13 protein-coding genes are annotated in these 18,485 nt (G+C 67.9%); 7 read left to right on the top strand and 6 right to left on the bottom strand.

Annotated elements, in window-relative coordinates; genetic code table 11:
- Window positions 1–6: 6 nt before the first annotated feature.
- Together E1263_RS20320 and acnA are read left to right on the top strand one after the other, a co-directional pair.
- A complete protein-coding gene (locus E1263_RS20320) occupies window positions 7–939 on the top strand; it encodes an LLM class F420-dependent oxidoreductase (RefSeq protein ID WP_132169658.1) in 933 nt (310 codons plus the stop codon).
- A 148-nt stretch (window positions 940–1,087) separates the two neighbouring features.
- Complete coding sequence (acnA, locus tag E1263_RS20315; RefSeq protein WP_132169656.1) at window positions 1,088–3,862, top strand: aconitate hydratase AcnA; 2,775 nt, start codon at window positions 1,088–1,090, stop codon at window positions 3,860–3,862.
- Between the two features lie 55 nt (window positions 3,863–3,917).
- Here acnA and E1263_RS20310 read toward each other — a convergent pair whose 3' ends face one another.
- On the bottom strand, window positions 3,918–4,991 hold the full coding sequence (locus E1263_RS20310; protein WP_132169654.1) for a hypothetical protein: 1,074 nt from the start codon (window positions 4,989–4,991) through the stop codon (window positions 3,918–3,920).
- Entirely contained in the window at window positions 4,988–5,554 is a 567-nt protein-coding gene (locus E1263_RS20305; protein WP_132169652.1) for an RNA polymerase sigma factor, read from the bottom strand. The genes E1263_RS20310 and E1263_RS20305 overlap by 4 nt, the downstream gene beginning before the upstream one ends.
- A 98-nt stretch (window positions 5,555–5,652) precedes the next feature.
- Between E1263_RS20305 and E1263_RS20300 the strand changes: the two genes are divergently transcribed.
- Together E1263_RS20300 and E1263_RS20295 are read left to right on the top strand one after the other, a co-directional pair.
- Window positions 5,653–6,684, top strand: a complete 1,032-nt coding sequence (locus E1263_RS20300; protein ID WP_165956694.1) for an aminoglycoside phosphotransferase/kinase family protein — start codon at window positions 5,653–5,655, stop codon at window positions 6,682–6,684.
- A gap of 12 nt (window positions 6,685–6,696) precedes the next feature.
- Window positions 6,697–7,143: a HEAT repeat domain-containing protein gene (locus E1263_RS20295; RefSeq protein ID WP_132169648.1), complete on the top strand. Its 447-nt coding sequence runs from the start codon at window positions 6,697–6,699 to the stop codon at window positions 7,141–7,143.
- Here the strand turns inward: E1263_RS20295 and E1263_RS20290 are convergent.
- Window positions 7,140–10,034, bottom strand: coding sequence for a S8 family serine peptidase (locus tag E1263_RS20290; protein WP_132169646.1), 2,895 nt, complete (start codon window positions 10,032–10,034; stop codon window positions 7,140–7,142). The genes E1263_RS20295 and E1263_RS20290 overlap by 4 nt on opposite strands.
- Before the next feature lie 473 nt (window positions 10,035–10,507).
- On the opposite strand from E1263_RS20290, the gene E1263_RS20285 reads away from it, so the two are divergent.
- Complete coding sequence (locus E1263_RS20285; RefSeq protein WP_132169644.1) at window positions 10,508–12,133, top strand: alkaline phosphatase D family protein; 1,626 nt, start codon at window positions 10,508–10,510, stop codon at window positions 12,131–12,133.
- On the opposite strand, the gene E1263_RS20280 is transcribed toward E1263_RS20285, so the two are convergent.
- Window positions 12,130–12,540, bottom strand: coding sequence for an HIT family protein (locus E1263_RS20280; protein ID WP_132169642.1), 411 nt, complete (start codon window positions 12,538–12,540; stop codon window positions 12,130–12,132). The genes E1263_RS20285 and E1263_RS20280 overlap by 4 nt on opposite strands.
- Window positions 12,540–14,447 (bottom strand): Na+/H+ antiporter, encoded by a 1,908-nt coding sequence (locus E1263_RS20275; protein ID WP_132169640.1) that lies wholly within the window; start codon window positions 14,445–14,447, stop codon window positions 12,540–12,542. The genes E1263_RS20280 and E1263_RS20275 overlap by 1 nt, the downstream gene beginning before the upstream one ends.
- 116 nt (window positions 14,448–14,563) lie before the next feature.
- On the opposite strand from E1263_RS20275, the gene E1263_RS20270 reads away from it, so the two are divergent.
- Complete coding sequence (locus E1263_RS20270; RefSeq protein ID WP_132169638.1) at window positions 14,564–16,090, top strand: CocE/NonD family hydrolase; 1,527 nt, start codon at window positions 14,564–14,566, stop codon at window positions 16,088–16,090.
- Here E1263_RS20270 and E1263_RS20265 read toward each other — a convergent pair.
- A complete protein-coding gene (locus tag E1263_RS20265) occupies window positions 16,069–16,566 on the bottom strand; it encodes a ribonuclease FAU-1 family protein (protein WP_132169636.1) in 498 nt (165 codons plus the stop codon). The genes E1263_RS20270 and E1263_RS20265 overlap by 22 nt on opposite strands.
- A gap of 128 nt (window positions 16,567–16,694) precedes the next feature.
- Between E1263_RS20265 and E1263_RS20260 the strand changes: the two genes are divergently transcribed.
- Window positions 16,695–18,476, top strand: a complete 1,782-nt coding sequence (locus tag E1263_RS20260) for a LamG domain-containing protein (protein WP_165956693.1) — start codon at window positions 16,695–16,697, stop codon at window positions 18,474–18,476.
- Window positions 18,477–18,485: the final 9 nt, after the last annotated feature.

Below are 18,485 nucleotides of genomic sequence, written 5' to 3'. Positions count from 1 at the left end.
TCTCCCATGCTTCTCAGGATCTTCACCGAGCCCCAGCAGGGCGCGTCGTACGACGAGATTCTCGCCGTCGCGCGCAAGACCGAGGAGAACGGTTTCGACGCGTTCTTCCGTTCCGACCACTACCTCGTGATGGGCGATGGGGACGGCCTGCCGGGCCCGACCGATGCTTGGATCACGCTCGCCGGACTGGCCCGTGAGACCAGCCGGATCAAGCTCGGCACCCTCGTCAGCCCGGTCACCTTCCGGCACCCCGGCGTCCTCGCGATCACCGTCGCCCAGGTCGACCAGATGAGCGGCGGCCGGGCGGAGCTTGGGCTCGGCGCGGGCTGGTTCGAGGCGGAGCACGCGGCGTACGGGCTGGATTTCCCGGACACGCCGGGCCGGTTCGACCTGCTGGAGGAGCAGCTCGAGGTGATCACCGGGCTGTGGGACACGCCGGTGGGGGAGAAGTACGCGTTCGACGGCAAGCAGTACCAGCTCAGCGACTCCCCGGCCCTCCCGAAGCCGATCCAGCAGCCGCACCCGCCGATCATCATCGGTGGCGCCGGCAAGAAGCGCACCCCGGAGCTCACCGCCAAGTACGCGACCGAGTTCAACGCCGGCTTCAAGACCGTCGAGGACACCAAGGTCCTCTTCGACCGCGCCCAAGCAGCCTGTACGGCGATCGGTCGCGCCACAGACTCGCTGATTCTGTCCGCCGCGCACCGCGTGGTTGTCGGCAAGGACGACGCCGAGGTCAAGCGTCGTGCCGAGGCGGTCGGCTGGACGCTGGACGAGCTGAAGGCCCATGGTGTCGGCGGAACCCCGGACCAGGTCGTCGACCAGCTCGGTCGTTTCGCCGAGGCCGGCTGCAGCCACTACTACCTGCAGATCATGGACCTGAACGACCTCGACCACCTCGACCTGATCGCGTCGGACGTACTGCCGCAGGTCTCCTAGCTCGAACTCGAAAAGTGGCTCGACGTCATGTATCTTGATGTCGAGAGACTTCCCCGCCATGAAGTTAGGTTTACCTGACCTCGTGGCCGGGCCGGGGGCCCGGGAGGATGGGCCCCAGCGGAACTGGACCGGATAGAGGAGCAGGTTGATGGCGAGCGTCGACAGCTTCGGTGCCCAGGGGGCACTCGAGGTCAACGGACAGTCGTACGAGATCTTCAGGTTGGCGGGTATCGAGGGGGCGGAGACGCTGCCCTACTCCCTCAAGGTGCTGCTGGAGAACCTGCTGCGGACCGAGGACGGCGCGAACATCACCGCCGACCACATCCGCAAGCTCGGCAGCTGGGACCAGAACGCGGCTCCGGACACGGAGATCCAGTTCACCCCGGCCCGAGTGATCATGCAGGACTTCACCGGTGTGCCGTGTGTGGTCGACCTGGCCACCATGCGCGAGGCGGTGGTCGAGCTCGGGGGTGACCCGACCAAGATCAACCCGCTGGCGCCGGCCGAGCTGGTCATCGACCACTCGGTCGTCATCGACGTCTTCGGCCGGCAGGACGCCTTCGAGCGCAACGTCGAGCTGGAGTACCAGCGCAACCGTGAGCGCTACCAGTTCCTGCGCTGGGGCCAGACCGCGTTCGACGAGTTCAAGGTCGTCCCGCCGGGCACCGGCATCGTGCACCAGGTCAACATCGAGCACCTGGCCCGCACGGTCATGGTCCGCAACGGTCAGGCCTACCCGGACACCTGTGTCGGTACCGACAGCCACACCACCATGGTCAACGGCCTTGGTGTGCTGGGCTGGGGCGTCGGTGGTATCGAGGCCGAGGCCGCGATGCTCGGCCAGCCGGTCAGCATGCTGATCCCGCGGGTCGTCGGCTTCAAGCTCTCCGGCGCAGTGCCGACCGGCGTGACCGCGACGGACGTCGTCCTGACGATCACCCAGATGCTGCGCAAGCACGGCGTCGTCGGCAAGTTCGTCGAGTTCTACGGCGAGGGTGTCGGCGCGGTTCCGCTGGCCAACCGCGCGACCATCGGCAACATGAGCCCGGAGTTCGGCTCCACGGCCGCGATGTTCCCGATCGACGACATCACGCTGGACTACCTGCGGCTGACCGGCCGCGGTGACCAGGAGGTCGCGCTGGTCGAGGCGTACGCCAAGGAGCAGGGTCTCTGGCACAACCCGGCGATCGAGCCGCGGTTCTCCGAGTACCTCGAGCTGGACCTGTCGACCGTCGTGCCGTCGATCGCCGGCCCGAAGCGTCCGCAGGACCGGATCGAGCTGAGCAAGGCCAAGGAGTCGTTCCGCGGCGTGCTCGGCGACTACGCGACCGAGGAGCTCGACGTCGACCCGTCGGAGACCGGGAGCTTCCCGGCCAGCGACGCACCGAACGGGCACGGTCACGTCGACGACAACCCGCACACCGCGCCGCAGAAGGCCGACCGGCCGACCAAGAAGACCAAGATCACGCTGAACGGTCAGGAGACCGAGCTCGACCACGGCCACGTCGTGATCGCGAGCATCACCTCCTGCACCAACACGTCGAACCCCTCCGTCATGCTCGCCGCGGCGCTGCTTGCGAAGAACGCGGTCGACAAGGGCCTGACCAGCAAGCCGTGGGTCAAGACGTCACTGGCCCCGGGCTCGAAGGTCGTCACCGACTACTACGAGAAGGCCGGCGTCACGCCGTACCTGGAGAAGCTCGGCTTCCACCTGGTCGGTTACGGCTGCACGACCTGTATCGGTAACTCGGGCCCGCTGCCCGAGGAGGTATCGGCCGGCGTCCAGGCGGCCGATCTCGCCGTCGTCTCGGTGCTGTCCGGCAACCGGAACTTCGAGGGCCGGATCAACCCGGACGTGAAGATGAACTACCTGGCGTCGCCGCCGCTGGTGATCGCGTACGCGCTGGCCGGCACGATGGACTTCGACTTCGAGACCGACGCGCTGGGTCAGGACACGGACGGCAACGACGTGTTCCTGAAGGACATCTGGCCGGCCGCCGAGGATGTCGACAAGGTCATCTCGACGTCGATCAACCGCGAGATGTTCACCAAGGACTACGCCGACGTCTTCGCCGGTGACGAGCGCTGGCAGTCGCTGCCGACGCCCGAGGGCAAGGTCTTCGACTGGGATGCCGACTCGACGTACGTGCGCAAGCCTCCGTACTTCGACGGCATGGCCAAGGAGCCGTCGCCGGTCACCGACATCGCCGGCGCCCGCGTGCTGGCCAAGCTGGGCGACTCGGTCACCACCGACCACATCTCCCCGGCCGGTTCGATCAAGGCCGACGGTCCCGCCGGCAAGTACCTGGCCGAGCACGGTGTCGACCGCAAGGACTACAACTCGTACGGCTCGCGTCGTGGCAACCACGAGGTGATGATCCGGGGCACCTTCGCCAACATCCGGCTGCGCAACCAGATCGCACCGGGCACCGAGGGCGGCTTCACCCGCGACTTCACCAAGGACGACGCCCCGGTAACGAGCATCTACGAGGCTTCGGAGTCCTACATCGAAGCCGGTACGCCGCTGGTCATCCTGGCCGGCAAGGAGTACGGCTCGGGCTCGTCGCGCGACTGGGCCGCCAAGGGTACGGCGCTCCTCGGCGTCCGCGCCGTGATCACGGAGTCGTTCGAGCGCATCCACCGGTCGAACCTGATCGGCATGGGCGTCCTCCCGCTGCAGTACCCGGAGGGCGAGAGCGCGGAGTCGCTCGGCCTGACCGGCGAGGAGACCTTCGACTTCAGCGGCGTCACCGTGCTGAACGACGGCACGATCCCGAGCACCGTTCACGTCACCGTGACCGGGACCGACGGCTCGGTCAAGGAGTTCGACGCGGTCGTCCGCATCGACACGCCTGGTGAGGCGGACTACTACCGCAACGGCGGCATCCTGCAGTACGTGCTGCGGTCCCTGATCGCCAACTGATCCAGACAAACAGAAGGGCCGACCGGGCTGTAATCCGGTCGGCCCTTCTCCACGTTCAGCGGCAGCCGAGGCCGTCCTGGTAGCCGTCGGCCGGGATACCGGACTTGGACTCCGGGGCCTTCTTGCCGGCGATCTCGTCGGCGTAGTTCCAGATGCTCTCGGGGTAGTCGCCCGCGGCATCCATCTCCTTCAGGATCTTCCATGACTTGCTGCCTTGCATGGCCGTCACGGCCTCAGCAGCCTTGGCTTTGTCACCGGACTTCCGCGCCGCGGTCCACTGATCGAGCCAGGCGCAGGACGCCGCGCCGGTGACCCGGGCGCCGAGCTGGTAACGCTCGATGACCGTTGCCTTGTACAACGGTGCTGTCTTGAAGCCCTTCGGGACGGTGACCTCGGTGAGCATCTCGTCCACCGCTGCGCGGACCTTCTCCGGCCGTACGACGGTCTCCGGCATCGCGTTCAGCCAGGTCTCGACATCGACCTGCTTCAGCTTGGTCAGCAACGCCTGGAACGCCTCCTGGGTGCCGGCGTAGGTGCGGAGCTCGACGAACGGTGCACCCTTCGGCGGCAGCAGCACCGAGAAGTCCGAGGTGCTGCCCTTGGCCAGGAAGAACGTGCCCTGCTGACCGAGCACCTGCGCCGGCTCGTGCTTGGAGCTCGCGTCGACGCGGTCCTTGTGGATCAGCTTGTAGTCCTTGGCCGGATACCAGGTGATCTGGAAGGTCTCGTCACCGTTGGCGAACTTCATCTCGCCGCGGTCCTTGGTGAACTCGTCGACCACGGTGATCTTCCAGGCCGGGTCGTTGATCAGGATCCGCTCGTTGGCCTCGGCGATCGCCCGGACCTCTGCGGCGTACGCCGACTGCGGCGCGACGAACGGCGCGACCGGACTGTCCTTCGGGAGCACGGCTCCGACGACCGCGACAGCAGCGGCAATGCTGACCGCAGCGGCAACGCCGATGGTGAGTCGGCGGCGCCGGCCCGGGTGCAGCCGGGTGGCGGGTTCGGTGGTGGTCAAGATGTCCTCCAGCAGATCGGACTCGGCGCCGCCGGTCGGCAACTGCCGGACCGTGTCGTCGCCGTACGGGTTGGCCCGCGCGATCAGCCGGTCGAGTTCGCGGTCGTTCATCGCTTCTCCTGAACTGGTCGCAGGGTTCGTTCTTCCCGTTCATGTCCGCGATCGCCGTAGGCGTCTCCGAGGAGATTCCGCAGCCGCCCGCGCGCCCGATGCAGCCGCGTCCGCACCACCCGGGCCGGTACGTCGAGCACCACGGCTGCCTCCTGCGGGTTCAGGTTCTCCCACGTGGTCAGCATGATGAGCTCCCGGTCGGTTTCACTCAGTCCCGCCATCGCTGCCATGACCACCGCGTTGGCCTCGACGTCGCCGGCATGATCCGGTACGACGTCCTGCAGTTCCACGCGCAGTCGTTCGCCGAGCCGGTCGCGGCGCTGGGCCCCGCGCCGATGATTCGCGAGCACGCGGCGAGCGACGCCGTACAGCCAGAGTCGTGCCGTACCGTCGGTCGGCACCTGGTCGAACCGGCGCCATGCGACCAGCATGGTGTCGGCCACGACGTCGGCGGCGTCATCGGGGGAGCCGCAACGGCGGAGCGCATAACCGAGCAGCTCCCGGAAGTTCTGCGCGAAGAGCTCCCGGAAAGCATCCTCGGGTGGGCTGGGCGACGAGGTCATACCTGGTCCATGTCCGGCAGTATGCGCGGCGTCTCAGGTCAAAACTGCACGCCGAAATTGCATCGCTCCCCGAGCACAGTGCGTGGCACACTCCCCGGATGCCGCTCAACGCCGTACAGGTCGCCGACGCGTTCGGACTCGGGTCCGTCCTGGAGGACCGCCCGCTGGCCAACGGCGACCGCCCCGCCGTCACCCGAGTCGTGTCGACGACGAACGGGCGTTGGGTCGTCAAGCACGACCGCCTCGGCTCGGCGGGCCGCCTCGACCTCTCCACGTGGCAGCGCGGGAAGGCCTGGACTGTGCACCGGCTGGAGAGCGCGGCCGCAGCGGCCGGCATCCCGATGGCGCAGCCCGTCCAACCGCCTGAGCCGAGTGTGGGTTTCTGGTATGCGCCGCCGGACTCTGACGGCGAGCTCGCCCGGGTGACCGAGTGGGTCGAGGGCCGCGATCTGCGGGAAGCGCGCGTCCCCGACGAAGAGCTGGCTACCTGGCTAGGCGGCGTGCTGGCCCGGATCGCTCAGCTGGACGTGGCGGTCGACGAGGACGCCGATGCGTCGTCGGTCTTCCCGTTGGACGAGTGGCGCGGCTGGGTGCGCGAGGCTGAAAGTAAGGCCGACCCCGCGCTGGCCCGCGCCGCCCATGCCGTGCTCGGGGTGGTGGAGGACTCAGCCGACCTGGTCGCCGAGGCGCTGCGGAACCGCCCGGCGCTGACGATGACTCACGGGGACGCGGCCCCGGCCAACATTCTCGCCACTCCGAGCGGACTGGTGCTGATCGACTGGGAGTCGGCGACCGCCGACGTCGCGTGGTGGGACGCGGCGAGCAACGCGGTCCGCCTGGCCGCCCCCGACGAGCGGAGCATCGCAGGCGGTGACCCCCGGATCATCCGCGCCCTGATCGGGTCCTACCGCGACGCCGGGGGCCCGGCCGGCCCCGCCGACGCGACCGCGTTCGGGGGCCTGCTCATCGGGCATCTCAGCTTCACCGCCTGGTGTTTGTGGGTGGCCCTGGGGCACCGCGATGAAAGCGCGGAGCAGGTCGCGTTCTGCACCCGTTCGCTCTTTGACTCCGCCGAGCACCTGCCGCGAATCCTGCGGGAACTGGACGACTGGGCCCGGCTGTTGGCCTGATTTACTGAGCCCATGGCGACAGTCCGGGCGCATCCGCGGGAGGTAGTGGCGGCCGCTTGCGCCGCGCACGGCGAGGACACGGTTGTCGACTGGGCAGTCGCGTTCCTTACCGGCGAGATACCGGGGGAGGACGCGTACGGCGCGGACCTGCCGAAGCTGGTCGCACTCACCGGCTCTGCGAACCCCGGTGGCTGGGCAGCACCCGTCGATCCGGTGAACTACTACTGGATCCGCGTCTGGGCCGCCCGAGTTCTTCTCTACGCCTGGCGCGACGACGCGGCCGAGGCGCTGGCCGCGGCCGCCGATGACCCGGCCTGGCGCGTCCGCGAACACGTCGCCCGAGTCATCGCCAAACACGAACTGAGCGACCTGGTGGAGTACCTCGTCGCCTTGGTAGACGACGAGGTACCCCGGGTCCGCGCCGCGGCCGAGCGCGCCTTGGACCGGCTCGACCGCTAGAAGCCCAGCGTGTTGAGCTTCTCCAGCAGCAGGGTCTGCTGCCGGATCTGGTTGCTGGTCGACGCCGGGTTGAGGCGGATCGCCTCGGCCTGGGCCATGACGGCGCCGAACGTGCTGTCCAGCCGCAGGTCCAGGTTGGTGTCGACCCGGCTGCCGAGGTCGAACGAACCGTCGGCGAAGTTCAGCCAGGCGGTGAGCGCCTGCCGGTCGAACTCGGCCTTCGGGTTCAGCAGCTGGATGTTGAGTACGGCGTTCGCCTTGGCCATCGTCGAGACGTCACGCGCCTCGGACAAGACCGGGCTCATGTGCTGCGCCACCTGCAGGTAGCAGTTGACCGTGCTGACCGGCAGATCGACCGGCGGGATCCGCAGCCCGGCACGGGTCTGCAGGAACCACAGCGGCGCGATCCTGGTCAGATGCGCGTTGCCCTGCACAACGACCTTGGCCGAGTCCGCACTCGAACCACCGTCGTCGTCCCGCGCAGTGAAGCCCACGTCGTAGTTGCACGCCGATCCGAACGTGTGCGGCTTCGCATCCGTCACATCGCGCGGCTGCAGACTCGGGCTGCTCGCCGGGTCGGTCCCCGGCGGGTTGACCAGGTAGTTGGTCGTCGCGCCGAAGCTCCAGCTCAAGGCCAGGTCGTCACTGCCTGGATCGGTCGACCGGCCCTTGAAGCTGACCGGCTGCCCACTGTGCGCGATGAACGTCGGTACGCCGTTCACCACCGTCGCGCCGGATTCGTCGATCACCGCGGTCGGTGCCACGTTGGTCACGGTCACCGGGAAGGTCGCCGTACCGGTGCCACCGTCGTCGTCGGTCACCTTCACCCCAACGGTGAACGAGCCGTTGTCGCCGTATGCGCGGCTTCCGGTGACGGTTGTCATCAGCAATGAACCAGTCGTCGGAGCGCCGAAACCCCAGTCGATGCTCGCCGTGTGCGTGTCGGCCGAGCCTGGATCGACGAACGACGCCTTCGCGTTGAGGGTCGAGCCCTCGGTGATGGTCTTCACCTGCGCCGGGTCGATCGTCACGGCCGGCGCCACGTTGCTGACGGCAACTGGGAACGACGCCGAGCTGGTGCCACCGTCATCGTCGGTCACGGTGACCTTGACGGTGTAGTTGCCGTTGTCCGCATACACATGGCTACCGTTGACCTGACCCGCGGCTGCCGCCGGGGTGGTCGTCGTTCCATCGCCCCACTCGATCTTGGCCGAGTGCGTATCGAGCGAGCCCGGATCCGTGTACGTCGCCTGCACCCCGTACGACGTGCCCTCGGCAACCGTGCCCGGCTGTCCCGGAGCGATACCGATGCTCGGGGCAACGTTGTTGACGGTCAGATGGAACGTCGTCGTCGCCGTCTCACCCTTGTCGTCGGTCGCAGTGATCGTCACGTCGCGACTCTGCGTCGGGCCATCACTCGTCGTCGAACTCCAAGCCCACCGACCCCCGCCGACGTTGGTCACGTTGCCGCTGGAAGCGGTCAGCGCCACGGTCTTGCCCTCGGGATCGCTGAAGCCACCTGCGTTGTTCGCAGTCGTGCCCTCGTTGACCGTCACCGTCCCGTTGTCGGCGCCGATGGTCGGCGGGTTGTTGCCCTGCTGCAGCGCCGCGAGCAGGTCGATCCGCGGCGTGGTTGCGTTCGTGGTCGGGCTGGTCGCGTAGGTGATGTCGACGCCCGTGTCCCGCAGATAGCCGAGCAGCGTCGCCGCAGTCGCGTTGGGATACGCGTGCCGCAGACCAGCGATCGCCCCGGCGACATGCGGAGCCGCCATCGACGTGCCGCTGAGATTCGCCCAGGCGTCATCCGGGACCGAGGCGCGGATCGACGTACCGGGTGCGAAGACGTCGAGCAGCGGACCACGGTTCGAGTAGCTGGCGGGGCTGTCGACTTCGTTGCCACTGGCATCGGCATCGATCGCGCCGACTGTGACGGCGGTGGACACGCATCCCGGTTCACCGACGCCGTTCGGGTGCGACTCGTTGCCGGCGGAGATGGTGGTGGTGATCCCGGCCGAGAGCAGCAGGTCGATCGAGGCCTTCGTCGAGCTGCCGTCACAGGTCGTGGTGTGATTGCTGTCGTCACCGCCGCTGAGGTTCGCCGAGGCGATCGTGAAGTCGTTGCGGAGGTCGTAGATGCGCTGCATGCCCGCGATGAAGTCCGAGTAGTAGAACTGTGCGCAGGGTGCATTGCCGTCACAGCCGACGTTGCTGCGGTGGTAGATCTGGATCGCGATGATGTTCGCGCCCGGTGCGACCCCGTTGCCAGGGGCACCGGTCACGCCGGTTCCGGCACCGGCTGCGATCCCGGCGACATGCGTGCCGTGGCGGCAGATGTTCGCCGTACCGTTGAGGCACTGGGCAGTCTCGGCATCGGCTGATCCGGCGCCGGTCTGACTGGCTGTGCCGTTCGGGCACAGTGAGACCTCGTTGGCGCTGCCGTCGGTGCTGGAGTAGCAGGCCTCGGAGACGATCCGGCTGCCGAAGAACGGGTGGTCGCGGTCGATCCCGGTGTCCAGGATCGCGACCGTCTGACCGGCGCCGGTGAAGCCGAGCTGCTGAACGCGGTCGGCGTGGATGAACGGGATGCTCTCGGCCAGCGACGGCGAACCGACCTTGTCGGGCTGGATCGAGACCACGTTCGGATCGGCCGCGAGCTCGGCCAGCGCTGCCTTGTCGGCATCGAGCGCGAGCAACGGGAACGACCGGTACGTGCGGTTCTGCTCGGCGTTGCCCTGATCGATATTGTCGAGCACCTGCTGCTTGTCGCTGATGTGATCGACCTGCACGATCACGCGAGTCGTCTCGCCTGACTCCGCGTGAGCCGGCACTTGCGTGATGCCCGCTGCCAACCCGGCCAAGGCCAGGGCAACGAACAGTCTTCGGACATGCATCGTGATTCCCCCATGGATGTGGTGACGCCTCAGCCGGACTGCTGGGCGGTGTCCTCCTGCACAGCGGCGACCCGCGGTGACTGCCGCAGCCGCTCGAGACCGGCCGCGTCGACCCCAGGGCCAACTGCGGGACGGCGTCGTAGCGCCGGATCACCCGGGCGTGCGGAACCTCCGCCAGTACGGCGTCCTGCGCCGTACTGATCGCCTTGCGCTGTGCGGCGCGCGCCTGATCCCCCAGATCACCCTCAGGCCGGAAGGCACCGGCCAGGGTGACGATCACGCGCAGCTCCGAGGGCGCCGATGACGGTGGGCTGCCTGTCCCCGTCGTACAGGACGTAACCAGTACCAGTCCTGTAGCAAGCAGCATCCACCGCATCACGACCCCCTTTGCACCACATCCTCGGAGCCCGTCTTCAGCCAGTCTTAAAGTCCTGTCCAACCGCAGGCTTCCCACGGTGGGAAGCGTTCGGCGCATGGAGACTTCGCGAAGATCAGTCCTGATAGCCGGTCTGGCGTCCAGCGCGGTGGTCGCCGGCCTCACAACTCCGGCCACTGCGGCGGCGACGCCGGTCCGGCAAAACCCGTTCACCCTCGGGATCGCCAGCGGCGACCCGTGGCCGGACGGGTTTGTGCTCTGGACCCGCCTCGCCGTCGATCCGACCGCACCCGATGGTCTCGGCGGGATGCCAAACCGCGCGTACGCCGTGCAGTGGCAGGTAGCCACCGACCAGCGCTTCCACCACGTCGTGCGGGCCGGTGTCGCGGTGGCGCGACCAGAGCATGCGCACGCCGTCCACGTCACCGTCTCCGGGCTGCACCCGGGGCGCGAGTACTACTACCGGTTCCGTAGCGAGGGTCACCTCACGCCCGCAGGCCGCACGCTGACCGCGCCGGCCCGCGGGACCACGCCGCGTGAGCTCGCCATGGCGTTCGTGTCCTGTTCGCAGTTCGAGCACGGCTACTTCACGGCGTACCGGCGGCTGGCCGAGGACCGGCCGGATCTGGTGCTGCACCTGGGCGACTACCAGTACGAGTACACGAAGAACACGTACGTCGCGCCCGGCGGCAACGTGCGTGATCACGACGGACCCGAGACGACGGACCTGGCGTCGTACCGGCAGCGGCACGCGCAGTACAAGGCGGACCCGGACCTGCAGGCCGCGCACGCGGTAGCGCCGTGGCTGGTCGTCTGGGACGACCACGAACTCGACAACAACTGGGCCGACGAGACACCGGAGAAGCCGGAGGAAGGGTTCCTCGAACGGCGGGCAGCGGCCTTCCAGGCGTACTACGAGAACATGCCGCTGAGAGCGTCGTCGAAGCCGCGCGGGATCGACATGCAGCTGTACCGGCGGGTGAAGTGGGGTGAGCTGGCAACGTTCCACATGCTCGACACCCGGCAGTACCGCGACGACCAGGGCTGCGGCGACGGCTACAAGGACTGCCCGGCGGCGGTCGACCCGAAGCGGTCGATCACGGGGGAGCGGCAGGAGAAGTGGCTGATCGACGGCTTCCGCCGGTCCGAGGCGCGCTGGGACATCCTCGGGCAGCAGGTGTTCTTCGCGCAGCGCGACAACAACGCGGGCCCGCTGAAGGTGACCTCGATGGACTCCTGGGACGGGTACGTCGCCTCCCGCGACCGGATCACCCGCGGCTGGGTGGACGCGCGGGTGCGCAATGCCGTCGTACTGACTGGCGACGTCCACGCGCACTGGGCGTCGGATCTGAAGCTCAACTACGACGACCCGTCTGCACCGGCGGTCGGATCGGAGCTGGTGTGCTCGTCGATCACGACCGGCGGTGACGGCAGCGATTCCGGTACGACGGCGCACCCGTGGCTGAAGTGGAATCCGCACCTGCGGTTCCAGAACAACCTTCGGGGCTACGTGAACACGACGATCACCCGTGAGTCGATGGTCGCCGACTTCCGCACCCTGCGGACGGTCCGTGACCACGACGCGGAGGCGTTCACGCGCGCCCAGTTCACGATCGAGGACCGCAAGCCCGGTCTGCACCTGACCGGCGAGACCCCGCCGGCGCCAGCCGCCCGTGCGTTCTCGGTCGACGACACAGTCGCCTGGGAGACAGTTCGCCCCTAGAGCACAGCTCGCAGCTTGGCGGCGTACTCGGCGGCCTCCGCGTCGTCGGCGTACTTCGTGCGCGGCCAGAAGAATCCGCGTAGTCCGTCCCCCTTCGTCCGCGGCACGACATGCACGTGGAGGTGGGGGACGGACTGCGACACCACGTTGTTGACGGCAACGAACGAGCCCTGCGCGTCATACGCCGTACGGACGGCTGCTGCGACCGAGCGCGCCGTACCGAAGAGTGGGACCGTCAGCTCATCGGACAGCTCGACCATGGTCGGCACGTGCTCGCGCGGCACGATCAGCGTGTGCCCCTTGAACACCGGGCGGATGTCGAGGAAGCCGACCACCTCCGGCGTCTCCAGGACGATGTGCGCAGGCGTCGTACCGGCGATGATGGCGCAGAACAGACAGTCCGCCATCAGCCGAGCACCTCGTCCTGGAAGCACCAGCGCCAGTTCTCGCCCGGCTCGAAGCTCCGCATCACGGGGTGCTTGGTCTCGTCGTAGTGCTTGCTCGCGTGCTTGGCCTCCGACGAGTCGCAGCACCCGACGTGGCCGCAGCCCAGGCAGAGCCGCAGGTGCACCCAGCTGCCGCCTTCGGCCAGGCACTCCTCGCAGCCGTCGGGCGTGTTCGGCGCCACTACGGACGGGGCCTGGACGAGGTGATCGCAGCCGCCACCCGCCGAGGCCGGCGGACGGAGGTCATCGGACTGGCCGCCGACATCGTCGTCGTCCTCGCGGTCCAGGATCGATTCCTCGATGTCGAGCACCGACTGGGCCCGCTGAAGGACCTCATCGGCAACCAGACCGGCATCGCGAACCTTGAGGATGTGCGAGCGCTCGGCGTTCAGCATGGCCATCCGCAGTCGTCGATAGGCCTCACTCGGCGTCTCGTACTCCGACTCCGGACGCCCCAACCGCTCCCATGCAGCCAGCGCGCGGGACTCGCCGCGCTGACGCAAAAGCGCAAGCACGGCCTCGGGGTCGTTAGGCGTGGCGAGCTCATCCAGCTTCTCGATCGCGGCCCGATGCGCACCCTGCAGTACGGCGGCCTCCTGCAGCGCGTCCTCTGCGGGGTCCGGTCCTGGCAGCTGCAGACGCCGTACCAGCCAGGGGAGTGTGGAGCCGTTGAGCAGGAGCGTGCCACCGGTGACTGCGAGCGCGATGAAGACCAGCACCTCGCGGTGGGGTGTGTCCTCGGGCAGGGTGAAGACGGCGGCCAGCGTGACCACGCCGCGCATTCCGGCCCAGCAGACGACGACCAAGGCGCCGAAGGAGACCGGGCCGGGGCGGGACCGGCCGAGGATGCGACGCGACAGGTAGGTCGTCGGGATGACCCAGATCGGGCGGAGCAGGATGGTGGCCAGGAAGACCGCGACCGTCGTGAGAGCAATCAGCCAGCCCGGGAGCGGGCTCTCGGCGAGGTCGTCGAGGATCCACCGGGTCTGCAGACCGATCAGCAGGAAGACAGTGTTCTCCAGCAGGAACTGGAAGGTGCGCCAGTTGGTCCGCTCCGAGATCCGCGACTTCGCCGACTGGATGATCGGGGCCTTGTGGCCGAGGATCAGGCCGCAGACGACCACGGCCAGTACGCCGGACGCGTGGATCGTGTGGTTCTCGGCCGCGACGTACGCGATGAACGGCGCGGTCAAACTGAGTGTGGTGTCGAGCACCGGGTCGGTGAACCGCTTGCGGATCTTGGCCAGCACGATCGCCACGACCAGGCCGACCACGATCCCGCCACCGGCCGCGCGAAGGAAGTCGAGGCCGACATGGAGCACGGTCGGTACGACGAGCGCCGCGCCGATCGCCGTACGGAGAATGACCAGGGCGGTCGCGTCGTTGACGAGGCTCTCGCCCTCGAGGATCGTGACGACCCGCCGGGGGAGTCCCACCTTCTTCGCGATCGCCGTCGCGGCGACCGCGTCCGGGGGCGCGATGACGGCGCCGATCGCGAACGCGGCCCACAGGGGGAGCGGTTCGTAGCCCTGGGACCCGGCGACCAGGTTGAGCAGCCACCAGGTGACCAGGCCGACCCCGACCGCAGTGAACGCGACCAGGCCGACCGACAGCAGGCCGATCGATCGCCGGTGCTTGGTGAAGTCGACCAGGCTGGTCTTGATCGCCGCGGAGTACAGCAGCGGGGGCAGGAACCCGACCAGGACGACTTCGGGTTCCAGTTCGACGCGGGGGACGAACGGCAGATAGGACGCGGCGACGCCGATCACTACAAGCAGCAGGGGAGCCGACAACCCGATCCGCCGAGCCAGCGCGGCCCCGCCCGCCACCACGGCGACGAGGGCAACGATCTCGATCGCGATATGCACGGTGGATAGTCTCTCAGCTCGCCACGGCGAAGTGTGCCGAGACTAACGCTGGCGAGCTTGGCCACCGTCGTCTAGCGTGTGCGGAGCGAGATTCGCCCATCACGGGGAGTGAGCACATGCGTCGTACCGTCTCCGTTGCCTCCGCCCTCTTGTTCTTTGGCGCGGTGCTTGTCCCCGCGCCCGCTGCCGCCGCGGCTCCTGCTGAGGACACCGTGACCACCGGCTGTGTTGCGTCGGTCCCCGAGCCAGGTACTTCTGCGCCGGTGAAGATTTGCTACACGCTCTTCAAGCCTGCGGTGGCGTCTTCTGGCCACACCGTGCCGCTGCTGTTCAGCAGCCACGGCTGGGGCGGTTCGCGGACCACGGACATCCGGCAGTTCCGGGCGCACCTCGACGCCGGCTTCGGCATCCTGAGCTTCGACCAGCGCAGCTTCGGTGAGAGCGGCGGCGTCGCCCATGTCATGAACCCGGACTACGAGGGCCAGGACGTCATCAAGCTGATCGACTTCGTCGCCTCGCTGAACTGGGTGACCAAGCAACGACCCGGCGACCCGCTGATCGGCGCCATCGGCGGCTCGTACGGCGGTGGCTACCAGCTCGCCGGTGCCTTCACGGAGATCCGCGACTTCGGGCGGACCCGCTTCGACGCGCTCGCCCCCGAGATCACCTGGTGGGATCTCAAGCGCTCCCTCGCCCCCTCCGAAGCCGCACGGACCATCTGGCTGGGCATCCTCTTCGCCAGCGGCGGCAAGAACCTGCCGCCCGCCATCGGCAAGTCCTGGGCGACCCTGATCGCCACCGGCGCCTGGCCGCCCGGCAAGGCCGGCCGCGAGCTCACCAAGTTCTTCGCTCACAATGGACCCGCCTGGCACGTCGCCCAGGGCCGCCGGTTGGACATCCCTGTGCTGTTCCAGCAGGGCATCACGGACAACCTCTTCAACCTCAACGAGGGGCTCTCGAACTTCGACCGCACCCTCACCCCGCGGGCCCGTTCTTTGTCGATGCTCGTTGGCCACAACGGCGGGCACGCGCTACCGGCCGTCGTACCGCCTGGGTACGGGACCTCCGGCGACCCCTGCTCGATCGCCCTGGGCTCCCCGAACTTCGCCGACCTCGCTCTGCGGTTCCTGCGTCTTCAGCTGTTGGGTCAATCCACCGGACTCACCGGCTTCGGGCAGTACCACCTGTCCACCGCCAACGGCCGTTGCCTCACGCAACGAACCCTCGCTGCCAACACCACTCGTTCTTTGGGGAAGATCGCCACCCCGACCGGCGTGGGCATCCCCGTCAACGTCAAGATCGCCGCCGGCCCGCTCACCGTCGCCGGTACGCCGCGCGTCTCCGCGAACGTCTACACGATCGTCCCGCGCACCCCGGCGTACCTGGCCCTCAGCGTCGGCACCAGCCCGCTCACCGCCCGCGTCATCCAGAACAACACCCTGCCGCTCCGCGAAAAACGAGCAGCCCACGGAGTCCGCCGTACGATCGAACTGCCTGCGATCGCCGTCGACGTACCAGCCGGGCAGAACCTCTACCTGACGGTCTCGCCGATCGCCGACATGTACGCCGGCCAACGCGCCCCGCTGCCCGGCGCCCTGCTCCTCAAGAACACGACGGTCAGCTACCGGACCATATCCAAGTAGGTCTTGTAGACGGTGGTGAACGGCTCGTCGTTCGCCACCGCCTGCACCAGCCAGTCACAAGAAGCCTGCGCCTGCTTGATGATGTCGGCCGGATACCCGTACTTCACCTGGTGCTCCGCGAACTCGTCCTCGTCGTCCACGAGCACGGTCCCGTCGCGCCGCTTGATGACGTCCAGATCCAGATCGATCATCGTCACGCGATCCTCGGAGAACTCCACCGGCGTAGTGATATCGCAGTAGATCTCCGTCATCCGCGGCGCATCATTGAAGATCGCCGTGAACCACTTGTCGCGGGGGAACAACTGCACATGCGCCTCTTCGGCCGTCAGCTTGAGTCCCTCACCCCGCTGCGACACAGCCCCCACGCGCCCACCCAACCAAACGCCGTACTCGTCCTCCCCCAGAAACTCCAGCCATGAGTGCCAGTGCAGGCTCTCGTCGAACTTCCGATAAACCACCCGTACGTCAGGACCCATGCCCGAAACCTATCGCGACGAAGTGTCCAGCCCTGCCCCTCTGCAACTAAGTGCAATTTCATAGACGCCCTCCGCCCCGCGGCGGCAAGATGGCCCGTTGGTTTGAATCCGCCCTGGGGAGGGACCACATGAAACACGCACGCCGCCTGCTCGTGCCATTCGTTGCCGCGCTGGCGCTGGTCGCCGCTGCGTTGCCCACAGCAACAGCAGCAATGACTGATCGTCCAGCTCCGCCCGACGTCACAGCGACGTACCAAGGCACTCCACTCACGAACTGCGAGACCCAGACGACCTGCGCGAAGGTCGCCCGCCTAGGCGAGAAGATCACCTTTACCTTCAAGCCGGCCTCGCCCGATGTCGCCAGCTACACGTACCGGTGGACGGGCAGCGGGAACCGCGGCTCGGCCGACGGATCGACGGTGACGATCGACCTGGAGGCTCCGGACTCCGGCTTCACGACGCTCAACGTGCAGAGCATCAACTCGATCGGCCAGTTCAGCGATGACACGCGTTTCGTGCTGAACATCGCCCCGCGGCCCGGCCCGGTCGGCTCCTGGACATTCGACGACGGCAGCGGTACGACGGCAGTCGACGGCCCAGGGCTCGCTCACCCGCTGACCTTGTCCGGCGCCGCCTTCGAGTCGACCGGACGCATCAACGGTGCATTGGTGCTCGACGGCGCCGACGATTACGCCTCGGCGACCGAGTCCGTGGTCGACACCTCGCAGAGCTTCTCGATCTCCGCATGGGTGCGCCCCACGAGTGCGACCAAGCTCGGGGTGGTAGCCGCCGTCAACGGTACGAAGAGCAGCGCCGCCGGTCTTGGCTACGACCCGGCGAGCAAGCGCTGGGTCTTCGCGCGCTCGGCAGCCGACGTTCCCAACCCGACGCTCTACAAGGCTTCGTCGAAAGAAGCACCCGTCAACGGCACGTGGTCACACCTGTTTGCGACGTACGACGCCCCCTCTGGAACGCTGAAGCTGTTCGTCAACGGCCGGCTCCAGCAGGAGACCGCATCCCCGGCCGCCAACGCCTGGAAGGCAACCGGCGCCCTGACCGTCGGGCGCGGCCTCCTGGGCGGCGTGACCGGCGGCAACTTCGCAGGATCTCTCGACCACCTGCAGATCTGGCAGCGCGTACTGCAGCCAGAGGAGCTCTTCGCCCTGCAGAACCCGCGCGTCAACGACCGGGTCGCGACCGGCGAGGCGTCGTACTGGCCCCTCGACACAGCCCTGCGCGGCAGTGACCAGGTCTGGCGTTCGCCGGACCGAATCCGCGCCGCAGACCTGACCGTCTCCGGCTTCCGCGGCTCCGATCAGTCCCAGGCCTTCGTCGACGACCCGGACCACGGCAAGGTCCTCGAACTCACCGGCGCCACCCGCGAAAACGTGAGCCTCAGCCGCCCAACAGTCGACGCCAGCACCAGCTTCGCCGTCGCAGTCTGGGTCAAGCTCGCAGACCCGACCAAGCCGGCCACAATCGTTCGCCAAGGCACCACCACCAAAGACACCTGGCGTCTCTCCTACGACCCCGGCGACGAATACTCCACCCGCTGGTCCTTCAGCCGAGCAAACGGCAACGGCACCACCGAAGCCATCGCCATCGGCGCCGCCGACCGCGAATCAACCCCACCAGGCGACTGGCACCTCCTTACCGGCGAATACACCGCCCAAGGCACCAACGCCCTAGGCGACCCGGTAGGCGAGATCCGAGTCTCCCTGGATGGCTTCCCCCTGGACAACGCCTACCTCACCGCAGCCCGCCGCGACGGCTCCACCGTCCTAGGCAAACCCGGCTCTACCGGCGCCCCCTTCGCCGGCCGCCTAGACGACCTCCGCCTCTACGTAGGCGAACTCTCACCCACCAAGCTCTGCGCCGACTACCCCGACCCAGACCGCTGCGGGCGCTAGATGATGAGA

This window comes from Kribbella antibiotica (assembly GCF_004349055.1).
In the GTDB taxonomy this organism is placed as follows: Bacteria; Actinomycetota; Actinomycetes; order Propionibacteriales; family Kribbellaceae; genus Kribbella; species Kribbella antibiotica.
Note: the sequence above shows the minus strand (reverse complement) of the source record. Positions and strands in the feature narration are given on the sequence as shown.